General features: G+C 42.6%; 17 protein-coding genes, 2 tRNA genes and 3 rRNA genes. 14 read left to right on the top strand and 8 right to left on the bottom strand.

Going from position 1 to position 26,480, the window contains the following annotated elements:
• Positions 1 to 201: 201 nt before the first annotated feature.
• The 5 genes from PQO05_RS23250 to rrf all read left to right on the top strand — a co-directional run bounded on the left by PQO05_RS23250 (position 202) and on the right by rrf (position 5,758).
• Positions 202 to 1,723: ribosomal RNA gene (locus PQO05_RS23250) — 16S ribosomal RNA — on the top strand.
• Between the two features lie 322 nt (positions 1,724 to 2,045).
• Positions 2,046 to 2,120: transfer RNA gene (locus tag PQO05_RS23245), tRNA-Ile, on the top strand.
• A 94-nt stretch (positions 2,121 to 2,214) separates the two neighbouring features.
• A tRNA-Ala gene (locus tag PQO05_RS23240) sits at positions 2,215 to 2,288 on the top strand.
• 238 nt (positions 2,289 to 2,526) lie between these two features.
• Positions 2,527 to 5,407, top strand: a 23S ribosomal RNA gene (locus PQO05_RS23235).
• Between the two features lie 239 nt (positions 5,408 to 5,646).
• Positions 5,647 to 5,758: ribosomal RNA gene (gene rrf, locus PQO05_RS23230) — 5S ribosomal RNA — on the top strand.
• The 16S, 23S and 5S rRNA genes sit together here with 2 tRNA genes alongside, the layout of an rRNA operon.
• Positions 5,759 to 6,355: 597 nt before the next feature.
• Here rrf and PQO05_RS23225 read toward each other — a convergent pair.
• The 4 genes from PQO05_RS23225 to PQO05_RS23210 are packed head-to-tail and all read right to left on the bottom strand — an operon-like array spanning position 6,356 to position 13,353.
• Positions 6,356 to 7,915, bottom strand: coding sequence for a hypothetical protein (locus tag PQO05_RS23225; protein ID WP_273629839.1), 1,560 nt, complete (start codon positions 7,913 to 7,915; stop codon positions 6,356 to 6,358).
• Positions 7,912 to 9,828, bottom strand: a complete 1,917-nt coding sequence (locus tag PQO05_RS23220; protein WP_273629838.1) for a glycosyltransferase — start codon at positions 9,826 to 9,828, stop codon at positions 7,912 to 7,914. The genes PQO05_RS23225 and PQO05_RS23220 overlap by 4 nt, the downstream gene beginning before the upstream one ends.
• A 56-nt stretch (positions 9,829 to 9,884) precedes the next feature.
• Entirely contained in the window at positions 9,885 to 11,978 is a 2,094-nt protein-coding gene (locus tag PQO05_RS23215; RefSeq protein ID WP_273629837.1) for a cellulose biosynthesis cyclic di-GMP-binding regulatory protein BcsB, read from the bottom strand.
• 22 nt (positions 11,979 to 12,000) lie between these two features.
• Entirely contained in the window at positions 12,001 to 13,353 is a 1,353-nt protein-coding gene (locus tag PQO05_RS23210) for a sensor histidine kinase (RefSeq protein ID WP_273629836.1), read from the bottom strand.
• Positions 13,354 to 13,397: 44 nt separating this feature from the next.
• Between PQO05_RS23210 and PQO05_RS23205 the strand changes: the two genes are divergently transcribed.
• Entirely contained in the window at positions 13,398 to 14,561 is a 1,164-nt protein-coding gene (locus PQO05_RS23205; RefSeq protein WP_273629835.1) for a glycoside hydrolase family 5 protein, read from the top strand.
• Positions 14,562 to 14,627: 66 nt separating this feature from the next.
• Positions 14,628 to 15,608 (top strand): acyl-ACP desaturase, encoded by a 981-nt coding sequence (locus PQO05_RS23200; protein WP_273629834.1) that lies wholly within the window; start codon positions 14,628 to 14,630, stop codon positions 15,606 to 15,608.
• Here the strand turns inward: PQO05_RS23200 and PQO05_RS23195 are convergent.
• Positions 15,605 to 15,934, bottom strand: coding sequence for a hypothetical protein (locus PQO05_RS23195; RefSeq protein WP_273629833.1), 330 nt, complete (start codon positions 15,932 to 15,934; stop codon positions 15,605 to 15,607). The genes PQO05_RS23200 and PQO05_RS23195 overlap by 4 nt on opposite strands.
• A gap of 97 nt (positions 15,935 to 16,031) precedes the next feature.
• On the opposite strand from PQO05_RS23195, the gene PQO05_RS23190 reads away from it, so the two are divergent.
• The 7 genes from PQO05_RS23190 (at position 16,032) to PQO05_RS23160 (ending at position 24,891) form a co-directional block, all read left to right on the top strand.
• Positions 16,032 to 17,057, top strand: a complete 1,026-nt coding sequence (locus PQO05_RS23190) for an aldo/keto reductase (RefSeq protein ID WP_273629832.1) — start codon at positions 16,032 to 16,034, stop codon at positions 17,055 to 17,057.
• Between the two features lie 130 nt (positions 17,058 to 17,187).
• Positions 17,188 to 18,939 (top strand): eCIS core domain-containing protein, encoded by a 1,752-nt coding sequence (locus tag PQO05_RS23185; RefSeq protein ID WP_273629830.1) that lies wholly within the window; start codon positions 17,188 to 17,190, stop codon positions 18,937 to 18,939.
• 87 nt (positions 18,940 to 19,026) lie between these two features.
• Complete coding sequence (mnmL, locus tag PQO05_RS23180) at positions 19,027 to 19,980, top strand: tRNA modification radical SAM protein MnmL/YtqA (RefSeq protein ID WP_273629829.1); 954 nt, start codon at positions 19,027 to 19,029, stop codon at positions 19,978 to 19,980.
• 83 nt (positions 19,981 to 20,063) lie between these two features.
• Positions 20,064 to 21,269 carry an acyltransferase family protein gene (locus PQO05_RS23175; RefSeq protein ID WP_273629828.1) on the top strand — a complete coding sequence of 402 codons (1,206 nt, stop codon included), beginning with the start codon at positions 20,064 to 20,066 and terminating at the stop codon, positions 21,267 to 21,269.
• Positions 21,270 to 21,314: 45 nt separating this feature from the next.
• Positions 21,315 to 22,184, top strand: a complete 870-nt coding sequence (locus PQO05_RS23170; protein ID WP_273629827.1) for a hypothetical protein — start codon at positions 21,315 to 21,317, stop codon at positions 22,182 to 22,184.
• Positions 22,185 to 22,247: 63 nt separating this feature from the next.
• A complete protein-coding gene (locus tag PQO05_RS23165) occupies positions 22,248 to 23,516 on the top strand; it encodes an acetylxylan esterase (protein WP_273629826.1) in 1,269 nt (422 codons plus the stop codon).
• Between the two features lie 34 nt (positions 23,517 to 23,550).
• On the top strand, positions 23,551 to 24,891 hold the full coding sequence (locus PQO05_RS23160) for an acetylxylan esterase (protein ID WP_273629825.1): 1,341 nt from the start codon (positions 23,551 to 23,553) through the stop codon (positions 24,889 to 24,891).
• Here the strand turns inward: PQO05_RS23160 and PQO05_RS23155 are convergent.
• From PQO05_RS23155 to PQO05_RS23145, 3 genes are read right to left on the bottom strand one after another with little or no spacing between them, the layout of a single operon-like run.
• On the bottom strand, positions 24,888 to 25,370 hold the full coding sequence (locus tag PQO05_RS23155; RefSeq protein WP_273629824.1) for an SRPBCC family protein: 483 nt from the start codon (positions 25,368 to 25,370) through the stop codon (positions 24,888 to 24,890). The two genes, PQO05_RS23160 and PQO05_RS23155, sit on opposite strands and share 4 nt — an antisense overlap.
• An 18-nt stretch (positions 25,371 to 25,388) precedes the next feature.
• A complete protein-coding gene (locus tag PQO05_RS23150) occupies positions 25,389 to 25,919 on the bottom strand; it encodes a TlpA family protein disulfide reductase (RefSeq protein ID WP_273629823.1) in 531 nt (176 codons plus the stop codon).
• Positions 25,920 to 25,972: 53 nt separating this feature from the next.
• The gene (locus PQO05_RS23145; RefSeq protein ID WP_174313471.1) at positions 25,973 to 26,446 is read right to left on the bottom strand and encodes a ribonuclease H-like YkuK family protein; all 474 of its coding nucleotides are present in this window, start codon (positions 26,444 to 26,446) and stop codon (positions 25,973 to 25,975) included.
• Positions 26,447 to 26,480: the final 34 nt, after the last annotated feature.

The following is a 26,480-nucleotide window of genomic DNA, read 5'->3' as shown; positions in this document are numbered from 1 at the left end:
TGTAGCGAAGCGGAATGGAGATCGAAAGATTGAAGTTCAGTTTTAAGAAAACAAATCTGATAAGCTCGTAGGATACTGTATAAAGATACGAAGATGATAAGGGAAGCAGAGTTCTGGTAACGGAGCTCGGATTACCGGCCTCATCAGATTAATACAGATTTCTATTTTGAGTAATAGGGTCTGGACAAACAAAAACATTTTACAATGGAGAGTTTGATCCTGGCTCAGGATGAACGCTAGCGGCAGGCCTAATACATGCAAGTCGGACGGGATTGAGGAGCTTGCTTCTCATGAGAGTGGCGCACGGGTGCGTAACACGTATGTAACCTACCATTGTCAGGGGGATAGCCTCTCGAAAGAGAGATTAACACCGCATAAAATCACGGAACGGCATCGTTTTTTGATCAAATATTTATAGGACAATGATGGGCATGCGGGACATTAGCTAGATGGTGAGGTAACGGCTCACCATGGCGACGATGTCTAGGGGATCTGAGAGGATGACCCCCCACACTGGTACTGAGACACGGACCAGACTCCTACGGGAGGCAGCAGTAAGGAATATTGGTCAATGGAGGCAACTCTGAACCAGCCATGCCGCGTGCAGGAAGACGGCCCTACGGGTTGTAAACTGCTTTTGTACTGGAATAAACCTTTTCACGTGTGAGAAGCTGAATGTACAGTAAGAATAAGGATCGGCTAACTCCGTGCCAGCAGCCGCGGTAATACGGAGGATCCAAGCGTTATCCGGATTTATTGGGTTTAAAGGGTGCGTAGGCGGCTTATTAAGTCAGGGGTGAAAGGCGGTAGCTTAACTATCGGAGTGCCCTTGATACTGATGAGCTTGAATGCAGCTGAGGTAGGCGGAATGTGACAAGTAGCGGTGAAATGCATAGATATGTCACAGAACACCGATTGCGAAGGCAGCTTACTAAAGTGCGATTGACGCTGAGGCACGAAAGCGTGGGGATCAAACAGGATTAGATACCCTGGTAGTCCACGCCCTAAACGATGAATACTCGATGTTGGCGATATACGGTCAGCGTCTAAGCGAAAGCGTTAAGTATTCCACCTGGGGAGTACGCCCGCAAGGGTGAAACTCAAAGGAATTGACGGGGGCCCGCACAAGCGGAGGAGCATGTGGTTTAATTCGATGATACGCGAGGAACCTTACCCGGGCTTGAAAGTTAGTGAATGATACAGAGACGTATCAGTCCTTCGGGACACGAAACTAGGTGCTGCATGGCTGTCGTCAGCTCGTGCCGTGAGGTGTTGGGTTAAGTCCCGCAACGAGCGCAACCCCTGTGTTTAGTTGCCAGCACGTAATGGTGGGGACTCTAAACAGACTGCCTATGCAAATAGAGAGGAAGGAGGGGACGACGTCAAGTCATCATGGCCCTTACGTCCGGGGCTACACACGTGCTACAATGGGCAGTACAGAGGGCAGCTACCTGGCAACAGGATGCCAATCTCAAAAAGCTGTTCACAGTTCGGATCGGGGTCTGCAACTCGACCCCGTGAAGTTGGATTCGCTAGTAATCGCGTATCAGCAATGACGCGGTGAATACGTTCCCGGGCCTTGTACACACCGCCCGTCAAGCCATGGAAGTTGGGGGTGCCTGAAGTGCGTAACCGCAAGGAGCGTCCTAGGGTAAAACCGATAACTGGGGCTAAGTCGTAACAAGGTAGCCGTACCGGAAGGTGTGGCTGGAATACCTCCTTTCTGGAGCAGTATCCAAGATTACGGGTCAGATAGCAAAGCTAAAACGCGCTTTGCAACATGTTATACTTAAAAGATATTAAGATTTAGTGGTGAGTAGAGAATGGGTGAGTGGTGAGTAGTTAATACTCGGAACTCGGAACTCAAGACTCGCAACTAGATTAAAGGAAACCCAGAAGATGAAGCCATCAGGGTGACTGTAACTTTAACAGGGCACAGACACATAACTGGCAGTTAAGTCAAGAGTAAAAGGAAAAAGAGTTAGCAGTTAGCAAAAGCGACTAACTCAGAACTCGGAACTCAAAACTCAAGACTGCAAAAGAATAGTCTCGTAGCTCAGTTTGGTTAGAGCACTACACTGATAATGTAGGGGTCAGCAGTTCAAATCTGCTCGAGACTACAGGGGGCAAATGATAGAAGGAAGGAATGATAGAATGATAGAATAGCAATATTCACTCATTCACTCATTAAAACATTCACTCATTAGATTTTCCGGGGGATTAGCTCAGCTGGCTAGAGCACCTGCCTTGCACGCAGGGGGTCAACGGTTCGAATCCGTTATTCTCCACGACGTTTGCTACAGATACTATTATATAGGTGTCGTTATAGATGCGAACATAAGTTCTTTGACATATTGGAAGAAGTAATTGAATAAACTGAAACAACAGTAAGGACAGTTACGAAGTTAGAAGTTATTAAGTTAATAGTTACTCTCGCAAGGGAGCTACGAATAACTGAATAACCCAACAACTGAATAACTATCTTAATATAAAGACATACCGTATCGAGCAAAAGCGATAATGGTAGAAGAAAGTAAATAAGGGTACACGGGGGATGCCTTGGCTCTCAGAGGCGATGAAGGACGTGATAAGCTGCGATAAGCTGCGGGGATTAGCAAATATGAATTGATCCGCAGATTTCCGAATGGGGAAACCTATCCATTTGAAGAATGGATGCAAATGCGCAAACCTGTTGAACTGAAACATCTAAGTAAACAGAGGAAGAGAAAACAATAGTGATTTCCTGAGTAGTGGCGAGCGAAAGGGAAACAGCCCAAACCGGTTTTGTTACGGCAAAACCGGGGTTGTAGGACCACAATATACGATAACTTAGTGAAGCTGAATGGGGTGGGAAACCCAGTCATAGAGCATGAGAACTGCGTAAGCGTAAGCGAAGTTAGGTTAGTGGGATCCTGAGTACCGCGAGGTCGGAGACGCCTTGTGGGAACCAGCCGGCACCATCCGGTAAGGCTAAATACTACTGAGAGACCGATAGTGAACCAGTACCGTGAGGGAAAGGTGAAAAGAACCCCGAACAGGGGAGTGAAATAGAACCTGAAACCGTGTACTTACAAGCGGTCGGAGCAGACTTGATCTGTGACGGCGTGCCTTTTGCATAATGAGCCTACGAGTTACTCTTCTCTGGCAAGGTTAAGTGTTGAAGACACGAAGCCGAAGCGAAAGCGAGTCTGAATAGGGCGTGCAGTCAGAGGAGGTAGACGCGAAACCTTGTGATCTACCCATGACCAGGTTGAAGGTGCGGTAACACGTACTGGAGGACCGAACCGATAAACGTTGAAAAGTTTCCGGATGAGTTGTGGGTAGGGGTGAAAGGCTAATCAAACTGGGAAATAGCTCGTACTCCCCGAAATGTTTTTAGGAACAGCCTGGCGGTTGAGTTATTCAGAGGTAGAGCTACTAATTGGGTGCGGGGGAGTCAAATCCTACCAAATCCAGATAAACTCCGAATGCTGAATAACATACGCTGGAGTGAGGCTCTGGGTGCTAAGGTCCAGGGCCGAGAGGGAAAGAACCCAGACCATCAGCTAAGGTCCCCAAATTACTGTTAAGTTGAACTAACGAGGTCCGACTGCACAGACAGCTAGGATGTTGGCTTGGAAGCAGCCATTCATTTAAAGAGTGCGTAACAGCTCACTAGTCGAGCGGTCGGGCATGGATAATAATCGGGCATTAAACAGTATACCGAAGCTATGGATTTGCAGTAATGCATCTGGTAGGGGAGCATTCTATCGCCGGTGAAGCGTAAGGCGACAAGCTAACGTGGAGGTTATAGAAAAGCAAATGTAGGCATAAGTAACGATAAGGCGGGAGAGAAACCCGCCCACCGAAAGACTAAGGTTTCCTGATCAACGCTAATCGGATCAGGGTTAGTCGGGGCCTAAGGATAATCCGGGTGGAGATTCCGATGGACAACTGGTTAATATTCCAGTACTTTTTACAACTGCGATGCAGTGACGGAGTAGTGACACATCCGCGTTCTGACGGAATAGAACGTTAAAGGCCGTAGGTATAGGACGAGTAGTAAAGTACGCTTGTTTTGCTGAAAGCTGATAGTACAGCGAGCCTTCGGGTAAGTTGATAGTGATGGTAATCAGACTTCCAAGAAAACCTGCTAAGCTTCAGGTTGTAAAAACCCGTACCGTAAACCGACACAGGTAGTCGAGGAGAGAATCCTAAGGTGCTCGAGTGAATCATGGCTAAGGAACTCGGCAAAATGGCCCTGTAACTTCGGGAGAAGGGGCGCTGGCAGCAATGTCAGCCGCAGTGAAAAGGCCCAGGCGACTGTTTAACAAAAACACATGGCTTTGCAAAATCGAAAGATGACGTATAAGGCCTGACACCTGCCCGGTGCCGGAAGGTTAAGAGGGGATGTTAGTCGCAAGGCGAAGCATTGAATCGAAGCCCCGGTAAACGGCGGCCGTAACTATAACGGTCCTAAGGTAGCGAAATTCCTTGTCGGGTAAGTTCCGACCTGCACGAATGGTGTAACGATCTGGGCGCTGTCTCAGCCATGAGCTCGGTGAAATTGTGGTATCGGTGAAGACGCCGGTTACCCGCAACGGGACGGAAAGACCCCATGCACCTTCACTACAACTTAACATTGATATCGGCTACAGGATGTGTAGGATAGGTGGGAGACTGTGATCTGGCTTCGCTAGGAGTCAGTTAGTCAACGTTGAAATACCACCCTTTCTGTATTTGGTGTCTAACTCTATACAATGGAGGACATTGTTTGGCGGGTAGTTTGACTGGGGTGGTCGCCTCCAAAAAGGTAACGGAGGCTTTCAAAGGTAAGCTCAGTACGCTTGGTAACCGTACGCGGAGTGCAATAGCAAAAGCTTGCTTGACAGTGAGACAGACAAGTCGAGCTGGGTCGAAAGACGGATATAGTGATCCGGTGGTTCTGCATGGAAGGGCCATCGCTCAAAGGATAAAAGGTACGCTGGGGATAACAGGCTGATCTCCCCCAAGAGCTCATATCGACGGGGAGGTTTGGCACCTCGATGTCGGCTCGTCACATCCTGGGGCTGGAGAAGGTCCCAAGGGTTGAGCTGTTCGCTCATTAAAGTGGCACGCGAGCTGGGTTCAGAACGTCGCGAGACAGTTCGGTCCCTATCTGTTGTGGGCGTTGGAAGTTTGAGTGGGGCTGACCTTAGTACGAGAGGACCGGGTTGGACTAACCTCTGGTGAATCTGTTATGCCGCCAGGTGTACTGCAGAGTAGCTACGTTGGGAATAGATAAGCGCTGAAAGCATCTAAGTGCGAAACTAGCCACAAGATGAGACTTCCATTGAGGGTCGTAGCAGACTACTACGTTGATAGGTTACAGGTGTAAAGGTGGTGACATCATAGCCGAGTAATACTAATTGCCCGAAGCTTTCTTCGACAACGGATAATGTGGTTATTGAGTTAATAGTTACAGGTTAGCAATAACTAATAACCGAATAACTTAATAACCACAGAAAACCAAAACAATAAGCTGTTTAACAGTGAAAATCAATACTTCTTTCAATAATATGTCATTGTTCTTAGTGAATAGAGAATGGTTGACTAAGTGAGTAGTTACAAATGGAACTACTTAACCACTTAACTCAATCAATTACTCACTACTAACATTAAAGATATTCAGGTGCCTATATCGGCGGTGTCCACCTCTTCCCATTCCGAACAGAGAAGTTAAGCCCGCCAGAGCCGATGGTACTGCAGTAACATGTGGAAGAGTAGGTCGGCGCCAAACCTTATCAAGAAGCCTTTGCTATACAGCAAGGGCTTTCTTGTTTTTATGGGGGTTGGTGAGTGGTGAGCAGTTGATTAAGTGAGTAGTTCTGCTTCAAAAACCTATCAACTCAATCAACATAGTCAACCAATCAGCCATAACCAACAAACAGAACAACCAGTTATGCCCCAGATGGGAAGGGATGCGGGCGCTTAACTAACCACCATAATATATAATACCAAAGGCAGCAGGGGAAACCACGCTGCCTTTTTTGCTTAATGCCATGGCAAATTACCTGTACTACAATAGCTAAGACCAATGAACTATTGAACCAATAAACCAGTGAACCTTCACCCCTAAACCCGATAGCAGCGGATACCGGCCTGGTGGCTAAGGCCGGTGCAGTATGAGCGGATAGCGGGACTATTGTAACCTATGGAACACTGACCTACATTTATAAAAATTTCACATCAATCCGATAACGTGTAAATTAGATTTCGGATTAAAGAAAACTGTTTAGATTAAACTGCTTACTAGCAAAAAAGCAACCAGGTTATCCTGGTTGCTTTTTAATTTAATACTCCGGACAACTTATTAAATCGCCCTAAATAAGTTTAATTATAGGATTTGGTACAGTATCCAATTCTCGGTCTCGAATACCTTACGTAAGCTTACGTTACTATTTGCCGATTTATATAAAGTAACATACTTTAAATTAAGCTCCGTGTAGCTGTTAGCATCGTTTTTGTTGCTGGCTATCAGAACATACCTGTCGTACTTTTGTGGCGCTTCTATGGCGCTTAAATACTCATCCTGATAGGGTAAAGTAAGTGAGCGTATATCTCTCGAGAAACTGGCTATCGGATATGCAATAGCATCATCTAATAACACGTGCGACGTTTCGGGTAAATTATTGATGTAATTAGCTACGCTTTTAACTTCTTCCTGGCTATCTATCACTTTTTTGTGCAGCAGGGAAGATATAAAATTACGTTCTTCTGAAATGGCCGATGTATTGATAATGGCATAACCTGTATAAACAGAAAGGGCCACCATTATAATTAACGTCACCTTAAAAACACCTTCGTTACGCACTGTACGAATTTTGGTAACTATGCACAGCAATGCAAGTATCAGAAATATGATGTAGTACTGTTGTGGGATAAATACTTTAGCGTATTTGATTTTAAGGAATTCGATAAAGAAAAATGGCGTTAACAGGGTCAGCATCTGGTAGGTGTTATCCCTGAAAAGATAAAAAGCCAGCAATATCAAGGGGAAAAATATAACTACCCGTGCAGATACCAGGATCGAAATTTCCGGCAGTTTATGGGTTACCGTATCCTGAAGTGTGCTGTAATCTATTTTTTCGGCCAGTACGCTCCAGTTCGAGTAAGGGCTATCAATAAAGTAGTTCAGATCGTTGGCGTGGGTAAGATTAAGCATCTTATAGATTAATACAGACGCCAGCGGAAGTATGAACAGGATTACAAATATGGCCATCGACTTACTGATAAGTTTACGCCTTAACGAAGGGTTATTGAAACTGAGGAAGAGCCTAAAGATTGATTCTTTCTCGCCCAGATTTAAGGTATGGATGGATATTGATAATACCAGCGGAATAAAAAACAGGGTAAGCCACACAAACTTGTAATCGCAAAATATCAGGATTACCAAGCAAATACTTGATATAGATACGTGGAATGTGGTGTTAGAATTGTAGAATTTAAAGATGTTGAGATAAAACAGGTAAAAGAAAATCAATACCATATAGATTGATTTCCCTGAGCTGCCAACATATAAAAGCCCCGGATGAAACAGGAATAATAACAGGATTACCAGGATATAAAATTCATCACCTGTACGTTTAAGCAGGGTACTACAGATAAGATAGAACAATATGCCCGTACCAAATGCCGAGGCCATAATTGGGGCTACCGTATAACTAATTGTTGTGAAGATAAATGTACCGTAAAAAGGAAGCAGGGGTGATGTTAAACCCATTACTTTTAACCGGTTACCTATGCCTTCGAAAACAATTTTGGCTTTCTCGATCAGGAACAGCTCTTCTTTATTAAAGTAGCCAAGTTTGGCTAAGTAAATTCCCCACACCAGGTAATAAACGGCAAGTATGAGGGCAAGTATAGCAATGTATAAGGTTTTATTCTGCTGTTTCATTTAACTACGTTAACGGCATTATTAACCTTACTTAAACCATGGTTGGTTTTTTCCCAGTAAAATGGTTTAACAATTAATTGATATAAGCCTTTGTAAGCTGCTATAGAGTGCATTAACCAGTAAACAGGGTTAGCGATGGCAAACAAAATAAGTTCGTAATAGCGCCTTTTAAATACGGCCATCATGTTTACATAGATCATGAGGATGTTACCGATAAGCAGGTTAAAGATCGAAATAAATAATACCCAGTCTGGGAACAATAAACGTATAGTACGTAAATCGAATACCAGGTAAGCAATGAAAACGCTGAGCAGGAAAGGGTACAATAAAAACGTTATTGGTGTTGCACCGATAAAGAAATTAAAACCTAAAAAGCCTTTCCAGCCAATTTTACGCCATAGGGCTACCGGGTTGCGCATGTGTACCAGCCAGGTTTGCATGTAGCCTTTAATCCAGCGCGAGCGTTGGCGGATCCAGTTAAAAGGCTCGTTATTGGCTTCCTCATAAGTGGTTGAATTTACGATGGCTATTTTATAACCTTTTGCATAAGCACGCACACCTAAGTCGGCATCTTCGGTAACGTTGAATGGATCCCAGGCACCTAAATCAATCAGGGCATCCAGTTTAAAGTGATTGCTGGTACCACCTAACGGGATAGGAATATCCAGTGTATCGAGGCCGGGCAGCATATAGTCAAACCAGTAAGAGTACTCCAGGGTAAACATACGGGTAAGGAAATTCTCATTACGGTTAAAGTAGTTCAACGCGCATTGCACGCAAATAAAGTGCGTAGGGAGCTTATTAAACAGTTTAACTACTTTTTTAAGCTGATCGGTATCCGGGATATCTTCCGCATCGTAAATAGTTAAATACTCGCCACGGGCAAAGTGCAGGCCATAGTTACAAGCTTTAGGCTTGGTTTTAGGCATGTGGTAAGGCACAACAATTACCTCAAAAACTGCAGGGAAATCGAGGTTACGAACCGCATTCAGGGTTTTATCGTCATCTTCTTCTATCAGCAGTTTAATATCCAGCTGTTCGCGCGGATAATCCAAACTTTGCAGGTTCCATACCAGCTTTTTAATCAGTTTATCTTCGCGGTATACCGGTAACAAGATAGTGTAAATGGGCAGATCATCATTCTCTACCTGTTTTACTTCTTCTTTGGTTACTGCCTGGTGCAACTCAAACCGCGAACCAACCAGCGCCAGGAATAATTTAAATGTAATAGCCACCAGGAATATAACACTGATGAATACATTAATGATAATGGATGTTAACGTGAAACTGAGTACCAGGAAAATACAAGTTACCGCAATTAACGAAAACATGGCGATAAGCTGCGGGTTGGTAAACGTAATTAGGGCCGAGCTTTTAGGATCGTGATTAAGCAGTTCAAACACAGCCGATTTTACGTAAGGCGTACCTATAAGCTTATGGCTTAACCAGGTAATATCCAGATCGGCAGCCAATATAATTTCCGGCTCACAATCGTAGGTTGATTTAATGAAATCAATAAATGGCTGATCGCTAGGATCGGCCATTAGTACAATTATTTTACCGTTTTCTTTACGGATAGGGAGGGCCACGTGCTCGTCGGCAAATTTCAGTTCAATTTGCTCCAGTATCTCCATATCATATTCTTCTTCCCTTATCTGGTGAAAAACATGGCCGGCATTGGTTAACGAACGCTCGTAATTTTTGCGCGAAACGTAACCAAAGTTCAGGATGATCTTGATCATAGACAGGCCGGAGCGTTCTGAGAATGCTTTAATTTTGATCAGATCGGCCACAGACATAAAGCCATCCTTAACCAGCAGATCTGGTATGGGCATGCTTTTATAGTTTGTGGAAGCGCCGGTATACCCAGCGCCCTGATCCATAGCACTTAACTCGTTAATATCTTCCGGCATGTATGTTACGTTACAAAAAATTATTAAATGCTCGCTTACAGTGTGTGTTGTTATGCTTATTCGTTGATGATCTCTTGCGATTTCTGAACCTTAAACCTTACATAAAGGAATGAAACCAGGATCAGGATCAGGATACCCAACAGGATAAACAGGTTGTAATTTTCCCAGAAACGTGACAGTGCACTCTTGGTATCTACATACTCTAAGTTTTCGCTCGATTTGCTGATGTTAAACAGGTATTTGTTATTGTTAACATCGGCAATACAAACGTTGCTCGATAGGGTCGACAACTGCTCGGTGATAGAACGTGAGGCTGCCAGGAAGGCATTGCTCAGGTTTTTACCGGTTGCGGTAAGTACTAAACAGGCGTTGTTGCTTCGCCCATAAAATATCTGTGCCAAACCGTTGGATACGGAATCGGATACGGTGTAGACGACCTCGTTGTTATTGTTGTTGTAAAGCCTGAAATCATGGTCGAACTTGATCGGCGCATCCGGAAATTCTTCGATCAAGGGGTCGTTTCGCGACAGGAGTGCTACTATGTTATATTTCTTCAGATCGCCTTTGTTGTTTTTCAGGTCATCAGAATAAATAAACTCAGGGAAGTTATTAGCGTTGATGTTGTTGTTCAACTCATAGATAATCTCGCCCATTGCACCTGCTGCATATTTAGCATAGTCGCGGCTTACCACGATACGGGTGGTACCTGCGTTAAATGCTTCAGGATATTGGTAGAAACTTAAGTCGTTAGAGATAAATGGATTTTTTGACTCCAGGTACGATTTATCAACGTCAATCTCGGCAAAGAAATTGGTGAAGCTGCTGGTACAGTTACCACTGGTTGGGTGGAACCTGAACTCCGCAATCAGCGTATTGTATTTATGGTGCTGGTAACGGTTAATGGTTACCGATGTATTTAACTTGCCCGATGCATCCAGTTTTTCACTGCTGATGAGCATACCGTTAAGGTAAACGTTAAAGTAACCACGGTCGTTTAATGCCAGCGCACTATAGTTAGCCACAAAACGGATCTCAACTTCTTTTGGTGTAAAGCTGAAATCACTGTTTTTAAAGTTATAAACTGTTTTTAATGAACCCACACCCGATGCAAAGTTGGTTAAACCACCCAGCTGACGTAGTGTTAATTTAGAACGGTTTTCATCAATAGTTTTAAAGAAGTTGTTGGTAGCGTTGTTAATTAACAGGTAATCGCCAAAGGTTGAGTTAAGGATGTTCATATTACCCAATGCGGTAATTGTTTTCTCATAACCCGGTTCGTCGCCACCGGTAACAAATAAAATTTCTTCTGGTACCTGGTGCGTTTCTACAGAACGAGCAGGCATAATTTGTCCGTTAACGGTAACCAGGTTAGTAACAGTATCAGTTACGCTGATAACCGCTTTATGCAGATAAAACAAACCCTGGCCGCTGCCCGGATTAATTTTAATGAGGTTGCGTTTGTCGGCAGCTATCTGGCCTATCGAACCCACCATAATGTAATTGTGGATGGTATCTGGCAGGTGACCGGCTTCAACTACCTGAACGTTTTTAATGTCTGATTTCTTTAAACGTGCGTAAGCCCAAGCCACAGCCTTTAAATCGTGCAGGGTTGGGTTGGCTGGATAAACAATAGCAGTTTTTGACTCGAATGAATTGGAGATATTAACGTTATTGAAGAAGTTGGTATTACTTTTATTAAGCGCCAGGTAAGAGTTACCTTTTACCTTTAACCACATGGCAGGGTTATCCAAATCGTGGCAAATATCGTCTGTAATGGTTAACAGCGTGCGGATCTGTATTTTAACGTAGCGACGGTCGGGCGATAAATCGGCACGGCTTAAGCCCAGTGTTACTTTCTGGATAGAGTCTTTACTTAAACGGGCACTGTAAACAGGCTTATCATTAATTAATACGTTGATGTACGATTTATCTTTGATAAGTGCTTGTGATGGCTCAAAAAACAGAACCAGCTTGCTGCCGTTCATTTCCATAAACGGATCAATTTTTACATAGTAAGCGCTCGAGCCGCTCATGCCGGTAATAGCATCATCATCGCGTCCAAGTGATTTGAACGTTATAATGCTTTGCTGGGCCGAGGCTGCATTGCCAAAAAGGACAATAAAAAACAGGAGTGATAAAAATTTATTCATCGGGTTGTGTGCTATTCTTCTATTAATTGATCACGTTAAATTCTACTCTGAAATAGTTGCCGTTATAATCGCTACGGTAGCTTAGTTCGCCGCCCATTTCCTGGGCCATTAATTTGGCTATTGATAAACCAAGGCCTAAACGGCTGCCGGTGGCATTGCCGCTGTTGGCATCGTTTAAAGTTTTTAGTTTATTAAACATAGTATCCAGCTCTTCCTGGCCAATGGCTATGCCTTCGTCAATAATCTCGAATACAAATTTTTGGCGTTGCAGGCTGGTAGCCACTTTAATATTATTGTTGGTTTGCGAAAACTTAATGGCGTTTGAAAGCAGGTTTTGGAAAACCTGTCCGGTAAATACTTTATCCAGTCTTACATTAAGCGGCAGTTTCAATATATTATCAACCAGGGTGATGTTTTTCATCTGGGCAGTTTCCTGCAACCCCTTAAATACATATTGTACTTCTGAATTGATATCGAAAATCTCGGCGTTGAATTTAATCTCAGGCGATTCGATCTCTTTTACATCCATCAGCATATTTAACATGTACTGCATTTTCTCTGCCGATTCCTGGATGTATTGCAAAAATTCTTTCTGATCTGTACTCAGACGGTATTCCTCGTCCTTAATCATGTTATTACTCATAATAACCGAGCCGATCAGGTTTTTAAGGTCGTGGCCTGCAATGTTAATGAAGCTGTTTTTTTGCTCATCAAGCTTACGCAGTTTCTCATACTGCATATCAATAATGTTGTTTTTCTCAACAATATCCTTGTTTTGCTGCTTCAGTTGCTCGTTCGATTTCTCGATCATGATCTGCGATTTCACATCACGTTCAGTCACTTTATAACGGGCGCTTACAATAAGGCATGATATTACGCTGATGATAAAAAAGTATTGACCGCCGTTGCTGATATACAAATCTAACGAGTACTGGTTAAGTGTATTAAAAAATACTGTTAACAAAACCAATGCAATAATTACCTGTATTACTGAGTTAATAGGCTCCCAAAATACTTGTAGATTAAAAAACAGGATGATGGCAGAATATATTAGGAAGAAAACAGTTAACTCTTGTATGTTTACCACATTACAAAGTACTGCCGAGGGGATGGATAAAAGCAGGAAGGCAATGTGGAGCAATATGCGATAGTCGTACTTGCGGGTTTGGAAAAAAGTATAAAGCCCCAGTATAACTAAAACCAGGATTATCCTTACAATTAAAAATTGGATCCAGACGTCGGTTGCATAAATAAAATCAACAATGCTTAAAAGCGGGTACAGAAATATAATTGTCCAAATGATATTATTAGTCTGGTACCAGGCCTTTTTGTTGCTTTCTTTAGCAAATTCTTCTTTACTTATTTGAACAAACATTATCTAATATCGTAAATTAATCAGTCTAAGCAATGAGTTTGGGTGTGAAGATAAACCGAAAAAACCAGTTTTTGAAGCAATTAGCAGGTTTATTTAAACCTGCCTTACACCTTTATATGGTTTTATTGGTATTAATGTTTCACCTAAATGCGCACTGTCAAACTGCAAAAACTAAACCAATTGATAATAGTCAGCGCAATGTCTTGTTTGCTAAAGCAGCAGGATTAAACAATGGGGTAAGCATATCATGGCTCGAACAGACCTGGAATACCAGTGCCCTGTACCACAAACCCTTCGGCGATGCAGATTTCGTATTACTTAAAAAACTGGGCTTTAAAAGCATCCGCCTACCCGTTGCCTTTGAAGATTATAACCGCAAAAACATTTCAACAGCCCGCATTTTAAGATACATTAATGCGGTATTTAAACAATGTAAACGTTATGGATTTAAGCTGGTTATTGACTACCACGATGGTGAAATAAACGACAATAACTATGCTGACGCTACAAAAAAGGCGATTACTAACTGGTTGCAAATAAGCAGGCATTATAAAAAAGAAAGCCCCGATTATCTTTTTTTCGAGATTTATAACGAGCCGCCGCACATGGATCCGCAGAAATGGAAAGATGCTGCTTACAATATAGTAACGGCTATTCGTACGGTTGATAAGCAACGGATATTATTAGTAGGGGCCTCAAATTTTAATAGTATTTATGAGCTAAGCCGCTTTGTAAGGCTGAGCGATGAGCATATAATTTACACCTTTCATTTTTATGAACCTTTTTTCTTTACCCACCAGGGAGCAGCGTGGGGAGGCGACCAGGTGAGTACAACCGGGGTGCGTTTTCCTTACGATGGGAAAAATTTTCCCCAATTGAATCCGAAAGCTAAAGGTACCTGGGGCGAAACCAATTATTACCAATACCAACGCGATGGTAATGAGCAATCTGTAAAAGATAAACTGCAGATAGTGAAAAACTGGAGTATAAAATATGATGTGCCCATACTATGCAGCGAGTATGGCGTTTATAATAAGTATGCCGATGCAGATAGCCGCGCCCGTTACATTAAAGCGGTGAGGAAAACGCTTGCAACATTGCATATACCGGGCATGTTGTGGGATTATAATACAAACTTTTCTATTTTTGCTGGCAAGCCGTCTCCGGAGCATCTATCCCCTGATTTTAAGGATGCACTTGGCTATTGATTTAAACTAATATAAAATAGGTATAAGTAGTTAAAACCACTAACTTTACCACCTGTTATAAAGATTATGAAGTTTTTTGCTGAACAGCGTAGAGAAGTAATGATGCATATTGAAAAATATATGCTCGAAAAAATGTGGGATTTCTTGAAACCCATCGACGAGAACTGGCAACCGTCTGATCTGCTGCCGGATTCAACCCGCGACTCTTTCTTCACTGAGATCAAAGAACTTCAGGAAAGCGCCAAAGGTTTATCTTATGACCTGGTTGCCGTGCTTATCGGTGATACCATTACCGAAGAAGCTTTGCCAACTTATGAATCGTGGTTAACCATGGTTGATGGTGTGGATATGAGCGAAGACAATGGCTGGATGAAATGGACCCGCCACTGGACTGCCGAAGAAAACCGCCACGGCGATTTATTAAACAAATACTTATACCTGAGCGGCCGTGTTGATATGCGTGCCATGGAGGTATCAACCCAATACCTGATTGCTGATGGTTTTGATATTGGCACAGGAACAGACCCTTACCGTAACTTTATATACACCTCTTTCCAGGAACTGGCTACCAATGTATCGCACAGGCGTGTAGCTGCTTTGTGTAAAAAAGAAGGTGATAATTTGCTGGCTAAAATGTGCGGTGTTATTGCTGCCGATGAAGCCCGCCACGCTAAAGCCTATAAACACTTTATGACCAAAATTTTTGAAGTTGACCCTAACGAAGCTATGGTTGCCTTTGAAGATATGATGCGTCAGAAAATTGTAATGCCGGCACACTTCCTGCGTGAGGTTGGCTTAAAGATTGGCCAAACATTCGGTCACTTTACAGATGCTGCACAACGTTTGGGCGTTTATACCGCTTTGGATTATGTAGACATTATGAAAAGCCTGATTGAGGAATGGCACATCGAAAGTATGCCAGACCTGAATGAAGCCGGTGAAAAAGCACGCGATTACATTATGGCCCTGCCAGATCGTTTGGTGCGTGTAGCCGAGCGGATGAAAAACCCAGGTTTAGAGTACAAATTCAGCTGGATAGCAGTTTAAGAAGCATCCTCAATATTCTTAATTTTCTTTCTGCCCGGATATTCCAGGAACAAACCGTTTAGGATTTCTTCGAGGGTTAATGAGTTAACATCATCTGTATAATGTTCAGATTTGATGATGTGCATCTCTGTACCCTGTATTTCTATGCGGTACAAAAAGCTGTCATATAACTCGGGGTTAGTGATCTCGATTGCACCATCGTTATTTACAATGCTAAAGCTGATATCGGCATGGCGTTGCTCCTGAAACAGCGGGTTAAGCTCCTCGTTCAGGAAATGCTCTAATTCATCGGCATGCACCGGTTGGGTTGTTTTAATGATTTTCATGGTAATATAATTACAAGCAGTTGAGAGATATTGTTTTGCCGCTTTATTTAGGTTTTAAAGTTTAAAACAGATATAATTGGCAAAACGTTCTATCACTATGCAATACAAATTATTGGGCCGCTCGGGCCTTAAAGTTTCTGAACTGTGCCTGGGCACAATGGGTTTTGGTACCGAAGGCGGCTGGGGTGCTGATAAAGAAACCAGCTTTGCCATTATGGATGAGTTTGCCAACGCCGGGGGGAATTTCCTGGATACGGCCAATGTATACAAGCTCGGCACCAGCGAAAAGATAATCGGCGAATACATCAGCAACCACGATCGCGATTATTTTGTACTGGCTACTAAGTACACGCTAAAGGATAATATGACCAACCCCAACGCATCGGGCAATAACCGCAAAAACATGATGCGCAGCGTGGAGGAAAGCTTAAAACGCTTAAATACCGAATTTTTGGATGTGCTATACCTGCACATTTGGGATAACATTACGCCTATTGATGAAGTGCTGAGGGGATTGGATGATCTGATCCGCCAGGGTAAAATTAATTACGCTGCCATTAGTGATACCCCGGCATGGGTAGTAGCTAAAGGAAATACGCTGGCCGAACTAATGGGTTGGAGCCAGTTCATTGCTTTACAAGTGGAGTACAGCCTGATACAACGCACGCCAGAACGTGAGTTGATCCCTATGGCTAAACATTTTGGGATGACGGTTACGCCCTGGGCCCCACTGGCTGGCGGCGCATTAACCGGTAAATATCTGCGTGGCGAACAAGGCCGCATTAAAGCCGAAAGCAACCGCCGCGACGATAACAGCGAACGCATAACCAAAGTAGTAATGGCCATTGCCGATGAAGTTGGTGTATCACCGGCCCACGTAGCCTTAAAGTGGACTATGCAGCAAGGCTTCTCCTGCACACCAATTGTTGGTGCCACTAAGGTTGATCAGCTCAAAGATAATTTGAAGACTATCGATTTAACCTTAACTGCCGATCACCTGAAACGCCTGGATGAAGCCAGTGCCATTAAACTTGGTTTCCCCGGCGACTTTTTTAACGAAGATGCTGTGAAGGTAAATTCGTTTGGCGGGTTTTATGACAGGGTGGAAAAAAGAGGAAGGTAGTTTCTGTTAAACAGGGACTTAGGTTTTGAAACTGGTATATTATTATTTATCTTGTAGTTAATTGTATATCTGATAATTGATAATCAATTACTGGCTGTAAAATTTGTGATATTACCAAACCTAAGCTTTTATGAAATCTCACGACAATAAAATCAAAGAGAGTAAAACGTATAGCCCTGTGCAAACCCAGCAAAAACCGGTATCGGGGCTGGCGCTTAAAGATAACCGGCAAGGTGCTACTGCTCAGGCTAAATTTTCACATCATACTTCGGTGCAAATGACTGGCAAGAGCAGTTTGATGGATAATAGACCGGTGCAGATGAAGGGCAACAATACAGGGTTACCTGATCAGCTAAAAGCAGGAGTTGAAAACATTTCAGGGCATTCGCTCGATGATGTTAAAGTTCATTACAATTCAGCAGAACCTGCAAAGATGCAGGCGCATGCGTATGCACAAGGCAATCAAATTCATATAGCGCCCGGCCAGGAGAAACACTTGCCGCACGAAGCCTGGCACGTGGTTCAGCAAAAACAGGGGAGAGTGAGGCCAACAATTCAAATGAAAGGTGGGCTGCATGTAAATGATGACTATGGTTTAGAGCATGAAGCTGACACCATGGGGGTATTGGCCCTAAAAGCAGATTCGCAAAATAGTTCACAATCAGTTAAAAATACGGATACGCCGAATAATGTCATTCAGCAATCGCATATAAAAACAGCTGGTTTAGAGTTAGAATTAAAAGGCGCGGCTTTGGTAAAAGAAGATGAAACAGGGAAAAAAATAGGATGGGGAGCGCATGAAAAAATTATAGATAAAAATAAGTGGTGGATTGAGATAGACTCTAATAACGCTGAACTGGTAACTAAGCCAACTAATTCATCAGCATTGTTGTTTGAATGGCTAACAGAAGGACTAAAAACCTTGAATGATATTCAATTGTATGCAGCACAATCTGATTTTGTTAATAAATTATCGGATGTAATCCCACCTAATGAAGAGGAAGATGCTGAAGTAAAAAAATTCATAGCAACAGGCCAAAAATTGGGCCTCGGCATAAATGTGTTAGTAGCAACTAATAAAGGCTTAGAGCACCATGCTAAACCACAAATAACCTTTGGTATTCATAAAGGAGAATTGTTTGGCTTTACATCTAAAATTAGAGGTGGCAAAATAAAATACTCTAAAGGGAAAAATAAAGATAATACCAAAACTCATATTCATGAAGAATGGCCAAGGGTACATTTAAATGTAGATTGGATTAAAGAAGATAGCCCTCTTTTTGCGACTGAAAAGGGCAAAGAATTTGGTGCTGCTTTAAACAGCTCGACCCCTGCCGCAAGCGGCCTTTGCTTGATGACCATAATTGCCATACTGTTTGCAACCCGGCAACAGGATGAAAAAAATGACTGGGAATATTATAAAGCACGTTTTAGTGTTATGCCACGCGTGCCACTAAGTGTGTTATATGACGAAATGGAGCTGGCAGATCAGGGGAAATATGATGCACTTGTTGTTTTATGGCATAATGCCGTTAAGGATTATAATGCTAAAGGGCCGGAAAATGCACATCCAACAAGAATGCAAAATGCTACAAAGGATAACACTGCTTCTTACACCGCAGAATTAGCTTCTGTAATTGACCCTACAAAACGACATAAAAAAACTTTAGAGGGTGGAGATAAACAGGTTGATGCAATTTCATCAGATGCTATGGCATCTACCAGTAATGTTGGCGCCTCAGTTGGTGCTCTCGATTTGCCTGCCGGTACTGATGGTGTTTTCGAAATAAGGACAATGCCATATATATCTATTAATGTTCCGGCGGAAGTTTTAACAATATACAGAGAGGTAATAAATGCTTATGGTGGAATGGAAGAATGATAGGTTTTCTTCCAAAATTGACAACCTCTTAACACACCTCCCTGAGCCTAAGCCCAATTAGCTGTTATAATTTGTATCTTTGCGCCGATGGAAGTTAAAGAGGCTGCAGTTGCGCAAGGTTTTAAGGGTTACAATAATTACGGTGCCTGGTTACGTGAAAAATACGATGGCCAGCGTGTATTTAAGGTTATTGTTGATGGCGGGTTTACCTGCCCCAATCGTGATGGCTCTAAAGGTTATGGCGGTTGTACCTATTGCAATGTAGACTCGTTCACGCCATCGGTTTCGCGCCAGGCACCTTCGCTGCGCGAGCAGGTGATACAGGGAATGGAACGTGCCCGCAAGGGTAACAAGGCCGATAAATTTATTATCTATTTTCAGCCTAATACCAACACCTACGCACCTACGCATTACCTCAAAATGCTTTATGACGAAGCATTAAGTATCGATACCGAAAATATTGTAGGCCTATCTGTAGGTACCCGACCGGATTGTATTGATGCGGAGAAGATAGCATTATTGGAAAGTTATACCGACCGCTTTGATGTGGACCTGGAAATGGGCATGGAATCGATCTATAACGAAACGCTGGATCAGATTAACCGTGGTTGCAGCCACGAAGATTTATTGAAGGCTTTGGCTTTGGTTGAGAATAGCAAACTGGATATCTGTGTACATACCATTTTCGGTTTCCCATGGGAAAGTAAGGAGATGATGCTGAAATATGCCGATGAAATTAACCGCCACAAGCAAATCAAATTTGTGAAGTTTCACCACCTGCATATTGTAGAAGGATCGGTAATGGGCGTAAAATACAAACGCGAACCATTTAAGTTGTTTACCCTGGATGAGTACGCCAACTTTTTGTGCGAGCTGTTGCCACTGGTGAGGCCTGATGTTGTTGTGCAGCGCCTGTTCGGCCTTTCAGATCGTGAGCTATTAATCGCACCAAACTGGCAGCTCAAAAAATCTGAGATCCAATATTATATCGACCAAAAAATCATCAATAACGGTATTATACAAGGTTCGGCTTTGTTATAGCAGCGTAAGCTGGTTTGTGGTATCGTAATTGCATTTGTAGTTCAATAAATTTAATGGCCTATTAATAAATAATACAAGATACTTTGTCACAAAAAACGCTGCAAAATTATGTACCTGCCCTAACAGGTGTGCGCGCTTTAGCTGCATACCTGGTTTTTATTTCCCATTATGAGTATGCTTTTGACGAATCTTTTCCCCAGGGTGTGAAAAGATTTCTACAAGAGTTCCATTTTGGGGTAACCATTTTCTTCGTTTTATCGGGCTTTTTAATTGCTTATCGTTATTATGATAATTTTTATTTAACCAAAGACTGGTTTAAGCAGTACTTCAAAAACAGGGTGGCGCGTATCTATCCCATGTACTTTTTCCTCACTATCGGGGCCTTTATTTATTATTACTTTTCCGGCGATCCGCAGGTCACAGCAGGTTTCAAGCAGCCATTTGTATTGCTGCTCATGAATATCACCTTTCTGCGTGGTTTTTTCCAAGATCTTAAGTTTACGGGGATCGCACAAGGCTGGTCGTTAACGGTGGAGGAATGTTTTTACTTCTCGGCACCGTTCATCTTTCTCGTCGCTAAAAAGTACAATAAATTCTATATACAACCTTTGGTTTTAACCGGTCTGGGTGCTTTACTGGTATTGATTTTCAGCCATTTCAATTGGTATGGTTTCTTCGGCAGCTTTACCTTTATGATGGTTTACACGTTCCTGGGCCGTTGTTTCGAGTTTTTTGTGGGGATACAACTGGCGCTTATCATCCATAAAAAAGGAATTGGACGTACTAATAATTTGTGGTATACCTATATCGGTATCGTGATGGTGTTTATCTGCCCGTTTATCATGTCGAGGTTAAGCATTCCGCAAGGGTGGACTGCTGGTTTGCACAACCCTTGGGGCATTGTAACCAACAACTATTTGCTGGCTATTTCTATCGCTATTTTCTTTTACGGACTGTTGACTGAAAGTACCATTTTAAAGAAGATCTTATCCAACAAGTTTGTAGAGCTTTTAGGTAAAAGTTCGTACATATTTTACCTTATCCATTTGGGTTATATGTACAAGTATTTACACGAAGGTGTGAACTGGCTGAACGATAAGGTATTTGTGTGGTACGATAAATGGGGTGTTGAATGGCACTCACCATTCGAATACGATTGGTTGAATCTGATCTACATATTCATTATATTGAATGGCATATCCATTTTGTTATTTAAAACGATAGAGGAGCCGCTTAATCACTACATCCGCAAGTCGGACTTTTTGATTAAAGCCAAGAAGGCAGATTAGTTGAACCGTAACGGTTGTGTTTATAATATTAATTGAAGAAATAATATGTATCAAAAGCTTACGCTGAAAAATTACCGGGCTATATTTTTAAACTTACTTACAGCCATAGTACTGCTTGGTGTATTCGGCATTCAAAAAGCCGAAGCCGGAGCATGGCCTGTGCGCCCTGGTAAAGTTTTGGTTTCATTAACCGGTAGTTATTTTAACGCCAACCAGATCTGGGATAAATACGGCAAAAAGACTGATTATCCTGATGGTGGTTACTATCGCTCGTACGGTTTAAGTTTATATGCCGAAATTGGCGTTAGCCGTAACCTTACCATTGTAACGTCTATCCCTTATATCTCAAACACATTTACCAACAATACCTATAAATCTACAGGTTCTGGTTTGGGCGATGCCGAGATTGGGGGCCGTATTTATATCACCAACATTAAGTTTAAGTTTTACCTGGCAGCACAGGGTACTATCATTGTGCCTATGTATACCAACAATACCAATGGCCGTAACTTAGGCTACCAGGCTTTCGGTACCGATGCCAAGATCATCGGTTCGGGCAGTGGTAAAATGGGCGGCACCAAATCATTCTACTATACGGTAGAGCTGGGTGGCAGGCAATACTCATCGGGCGAAGGTCCGCTGCAGTTAAGAGGTACAGCATCCTTCGGTTTAAACCTCGATCCTAAAAATCAGATTGCATTAAGCGGAAACGGTGTATACTCGAGCAGTGATGATAAAAACTTTACCGGCAACATTGCCCAGGTAAAAGATTTCTCTTACGTGCAGGCATCCATCAACGGAGGCCACTCTTTCACTAAAGATTTCTCAATGTTTGTAGGTTACAGCCAGTTTTTTGTAGGCCGTAACACTGGTGTCGGCAGCAATTTTACAGTATCTCTCGTTAATAAATTTTAAGACCCCTTCGTTATGTTCCGCTACTTCAAAAGTTTAAGTTTAGTTTTTACAGTTGTATTGCTAATGTCATTTAGCGATACTTTCGCTTTTAATCGAAATGTTAAAGCTTTTGAAGATGAAATCACTTTTACAGCCAAACCATCGCGTAAGGATGCTATTTATGATGCCAAGGAGAAAATAGCTTATGATGTAGACCTTAAAAATAATACAGGTGCAGAGCAGAGCGGTAAAGTTGGTATAACTGTTTTATCATTAAAGGATGAAGTATTAAGCCAAAGCTCTGTTGATGTAAAGATGAGCAAGGGCGATACCAAATCTGTAACGGTAAAAGCACCCGGGCAAAAAAGTGGTTTCTACAAAATAAACATCACCATCAACGTTACCGATTACGATGATACCATCCGTAGAATGGTGGGCGTTGATCCGAAGAAAATAAAATCGGCCACACCTAAGCCAGATAATTTTGATGGTTTCTGGCAAAGCACCAGAGATACCCTGGCAACCGTACCGATGGATGCCAAAGTTACCCTGCAACCCAGCATGGAGCGTGATGGTATTAGCTGTTACCTGGTAGAAATGCATTCGTACCAAAATGTGATAATCCGTGGTTGGCTTACCATTCCCAAAAAACATAATCCCAATCATAAACTGGCCGTGTGGTATGTTTTGCCGGGTTATGGGCCCAAAGGCACCAAGCCGATATACGGTACAGAAGATTTAGCCGTATTTGCCTTAAACGTGCGTGGTGTAGGTAATAGCCGCGATAAAATAAGCCCTACAGAAGAAGCCTACGTTACCGTTGGCATAGAAAGCCGTTACAAATACATTTACCGTGGTGTAATAATGGATTGTTTAAGGGGGATAGATTATATCTGCTCGCGCAAGGATATGGATACCGAAAATATCCTGTGTTCTGGTGCAAGTATGGGTGGTTATTTATCTATCGCGGTGAGCAGTTTGGATAAACGTGTTAAGCTGTGCTCGGCCAACAACCCTGTTTTTTGCGATTACCGCTCACTGGTAGGCAGCAAAGAATGGCCAATGAAGAGCTTTGTAAAGTATACCAGCCAAAGGCATATTGCCATGGATAAGGTGCTTAACAACCTTGATTACTACGATCTGAAAAACTTTGCGCCAAACCTGCAGTGCAAAACTTTAATAGGGATAGGCTTGTTAGATAACCTGGCACCGGCCTATAATGAATATGTAATGCTGGGTAATTTAAAAAATCAGTATAAATTATTTGTTTATCCTAACTTAGCGCACGAAGTACCGCCTGAAATATATGCGTACTTGAGCAACTGGATGATGGATGAGTTTGCACTTTTTTAGGCCAATTAGTATACCGAAGATATAGGGTTTTAGCGTGATAAGGTTTTTATTGAAATGGATAGCTCCGTTTGCAATTGCTATGCTGGCAACTGTGAGTCAGCAATCATTTGCGTTTGTTAAGGCCACCCGGGTTGTGGCACATCAGCAGGATGATGAATTTGGCTTTACCGCACAGGCGCGTAAAAAGGATGCGCTTTTTAACTTGAATGAGAAGGTAGAGTATTCGGTTGATATTAAAAATACCGAAGACGCCCAGAAGGGGACACTTGGCTATGCTATCCTTTCGAGGGATAATAAGGTTTTAAGTCAGGATTCGAAACCTATCGAACTCAAAAAAGACGAGTCGACAACACAGACTTTAAAAATGCCGGGGCAATCTACCCCTGGTTTGTATACACTTTATATTATTATACACCTTACCGATTATGACGATACCATTCGCCGTGCTTTTGCGGTAGATGTTAAAAATATAAAGTCGGACACGCCAAAGCCTGAAGACTTTGATGAGTTTTGGGCTTCTACCCGCGAGGAGTTGAGAAAGGTTGATCCCCAGTGGAAAATGACCATTCAGCCCAACATGGAGAAGGATAATACCAGCGTCTATCTAATCGAAGGCCGGTCGTTAGGTAACCTGTTGGTGCGTGGCTGGCTTACTATTAAAAAGAACCGCAAGCCACACGAGAAATTTCCGGTCTGGCTTGTTGTACCCGGTTACGGCGGTATAGGGGTTAAGCCAATATATGGATCGACCGAAATTGCCGTGCTCTCATTCAATGTACGTGGTCAGGGTAATAGCCGCGATGTAGTGCATCCCACAAAAGAAGCTTATCTCACAACTGATATCGAGAATAAAACAAAATATGTTTACCGGGGCGCCATTATGGACTGCATCCGCGCGATGGACTTTATCAGCACCCGGCCAGAGTTGGATTCGACCAATGTAATTATCTCGGGTGGAAGTATGGGCGGTTACCTGGCCATAGCAGCGGCCAGTCTGGATAAACGGATTAAATTATGTTCGGCCAACAACCCGGTGTTCTCGGATTATCGTGCATTAGTTGGCAGCAAAGATTGGCCTATGAGCGATTTTGTGAAGTATATTAAAGCCAGACATGTGCCGCTTGATAAATTGCTGAATGTACTGGATTATTACGATCTGAAAAACTTTGCACCTAACCTGAAATGTCCATCGCTTATAGGGATCAGCCTGATGGATAATCTGGCGCCACCTTATAATCAATACGTGATGCTCAACAGCATCAATAAAAATACCAAGTACAAATTGTTTGTATATCCCGAATTGGGGCACGAGGTACCGCCATCGCTTTTCGCCTACCTGAGTAACTGGATGATGGACCAGTTCGCTATATTTTAAGCTTCCTTATTATAGTAAGGGCCGAACAATTCAATCACTGCCTTTTCCCTGTATTTAAAAATATCATTAACTTTTTTGGCTACCAAAGCGCTGTTAGCTATTGAGCCGATAGGGCCGTAACCAATGGCGTAGGTGAGCAGATCTGTCATGTGCACACCGCCGTTAATTTCTTTAAAATGATGTTCGTGGTGCCACAAGGCGTAAGGGCCGAAGCGCTGCTCATCGATAAAATATTCCTTGTCTTTTACGTGAGTGATCTCGGTAACCCAATCGAGTTTAATGCCCATTAGTGGCGAAACCTTGTAAGTGATAAGCATGCCGGGATACATCACCGTTTGATCGGTATAGCTGGAGGTAACAACAAAATTCATCTCGGCCGGCGTAATTTTACCGAGGTTTAAGGGCGACGAAAAAAAGTCCCAGGCTTTATCCAGGCTGATGGGCATGGATTGTTCCCATTTTAATTGGTATGTTTTCACAAACTACTTAACCCGGTATTAAGGTAAAAGTTTGTTGATGTGGGTATCCAATACCTTAAGCAATTCGGCAAAATCCTTTTCGCTGTAACCTATGGATTGATAAATGATCTTACCATTTTCATCCAACACTACATTTCGCGGTATTGACTGGGTTGCAAACAAACTGAAGATCTTACGGCCTTCATCAGGCAAAATTGGGAATGTGTAGTTATTGGTTTCTTTAAAAGGCAGTACCTTATCCCAACCCTGCTCACGGCCAAATACAAAAAGGGCAAACTTGGGGTTGTCTTTATACTTTTCCCAGATCTCTTTTTGTACCCGTGGCAGCTCTAAGCGGCACGGCGGGCACCAGGTAGCAAAAAAGTTAAGTAGTACAATTTTGCCTTTATAGCTTTCTATGGTAGCTGTTTTGTCTTTATCGGTATAAAATTCAAAAGCAGGCGTTTGCTGACCCACCTTGGTAAGGGTAGTTTTATCATCGGCGGGTGCTTGCGCTTTTAGGGTTATTGCACTAACTAAAAGTGCAAAAAACAGGGCGTACTTTTTCATGGCAGATCAAAATGTTTAAGCCAATATAGCTAAACAAATAGATCTAAACGTAATTACTGTACCATTTTATTGGCGCAGTACGAGCTTGCAAACGCTTCGGGCTTAGCCTTAAACACAAAGCCCATACTTAAAATGTACCCCATAGCCTCATGCAAAGCCTGGTTTGATTTAAACATTGGATTAGTGTTAATGTCGGCATGCACCTCCAGGTCAACTTCATACACATCCAGTAGGTCGCAAAGTTTGTAGGCAATATCAATTGACTTTTGCACTTCGGTAAGCATTCTTTCTTTGATGCTCATTTTTTGCGATGTACGCTCCTGATGGATAAACATAAAGCCGCCACGTTGCTCGCGTAAAAAAACAATAACAGTTGCAAAATCGGTAACAGATCCCTTCACTTGCGAATCTGTACCAATGCAAACTTTAAGCTTGTTACCCAACAGGGTTTCACGCTCAATTGTTCTTTCAACTTCTTCAATAATGGGGGTTTGCAGTATTTCACCGCTAAATTTTCTCCAGGTCATAAAAATTGTATTTAGTATAAATTTTCAGAAACCT

The organism is Mucilaginibacter jinjuensis, assembly GCF_028596025.1.
Classification (GTDB): domain Bacteria; phylum Bacteroidota; class Bacteroidia; order Sphingobacteriales; family Sphingobacteriaceae; genus Mucilaginibacter; species Mucilaginibacter jinjuensis.
Note: the sequence above shows the minus strand (reverse complement) of the source record. Positions and strands in the feature narration are given on the sequence as shown.

Coding starts and splice junctions, on each gene's coding strand:
- mnmL (WP_273629829.1), top strand. CDS start 19,027: ATGGAAGTTAAAGAGGCTGCAGTTGCGCAAGGTTTTAAGGGTTACAAT.
- PQO05_RS23190 (WP_273629832.1), top strand. CDS start 16,032: ATGCAATACAAATTATTGGGCCGCTCGGGCCTTAAAGTTTCTGAACTG.
- PQO05_RS23185 (WP_273629830.1), top strand. CDS start 17,188: ATGAAATCTCACGACAATAAAATCAAAGAGAGTAAAACGTATAGCCCT.
- PQO05_RS23165 (WP_273629826.1), top strand. CDS start 22,248: ATGTCATTTAGCGATACTTTCGCTTTTAATCGAAATGTTAAAGCTTTT.
- PQO05_RS23215 (WP_273629837.1), bottom strand. CDS start 11,978: ATGAATAAATTTTTATCACTCCTGTTTTTTATTGTCCTTTTTGGCAAT.
- PQO05_RS23150 (WP_273629823.1), bottom strand. CDS start 25,919: ATGAAAAAGTACGCCCTGTTTTTTGCACTTTTAGTTAGTGCAATAACC.
- PQO05_RS23170 (WP_273629827.1), top strand. CDS start 21,315: ATGTATCAAAAGCTTACGCTGAAAAATTACCGGGCTATATTTTTAAAC.
- PQO05_RS23145 (WP_174313471.1), bottom strand. CDS start 26,446: ATGACCTGGAGAAAATTTAGCGGTGAAATACTGCAAACCCCCATTATT.
- PQO05_RS23195 (WP_273629833.1), bottom strand. CDS start 15,934: ATGAAAATCATTAAAACAACCCAACCGGTGCATGCCGATGAATTAGAG.
- PQO05_RS23220 (WP_273629838.1), bottom strand. CDS start 9,828: ATGCCGGAAGATATTAACGAGTTAAGTGCTATGGATCAGGGCGCTGGG.
- PQO05_RS23210 (WP_273629836.1), bottom strand. CDS start 13,353: ATGTTTGTTCAAATAAGTAAAGAAGAATTTGCTAAAGAAAGCAACAAA.
- PQO05_RS23225 (WP_273629839.1), bottom strand. CDS start 7,915: ATGAAACAGCAGAATAAAACCTTATACATTGCTATACTTGCCCTCATA.
- PQO05_RS23200 (WP_273629834.1), top strand. CDS start 14,628: ATGAAGTTTTTTGCTGAACAGCGTAGAGAAGTAATGATGCATATTGAA.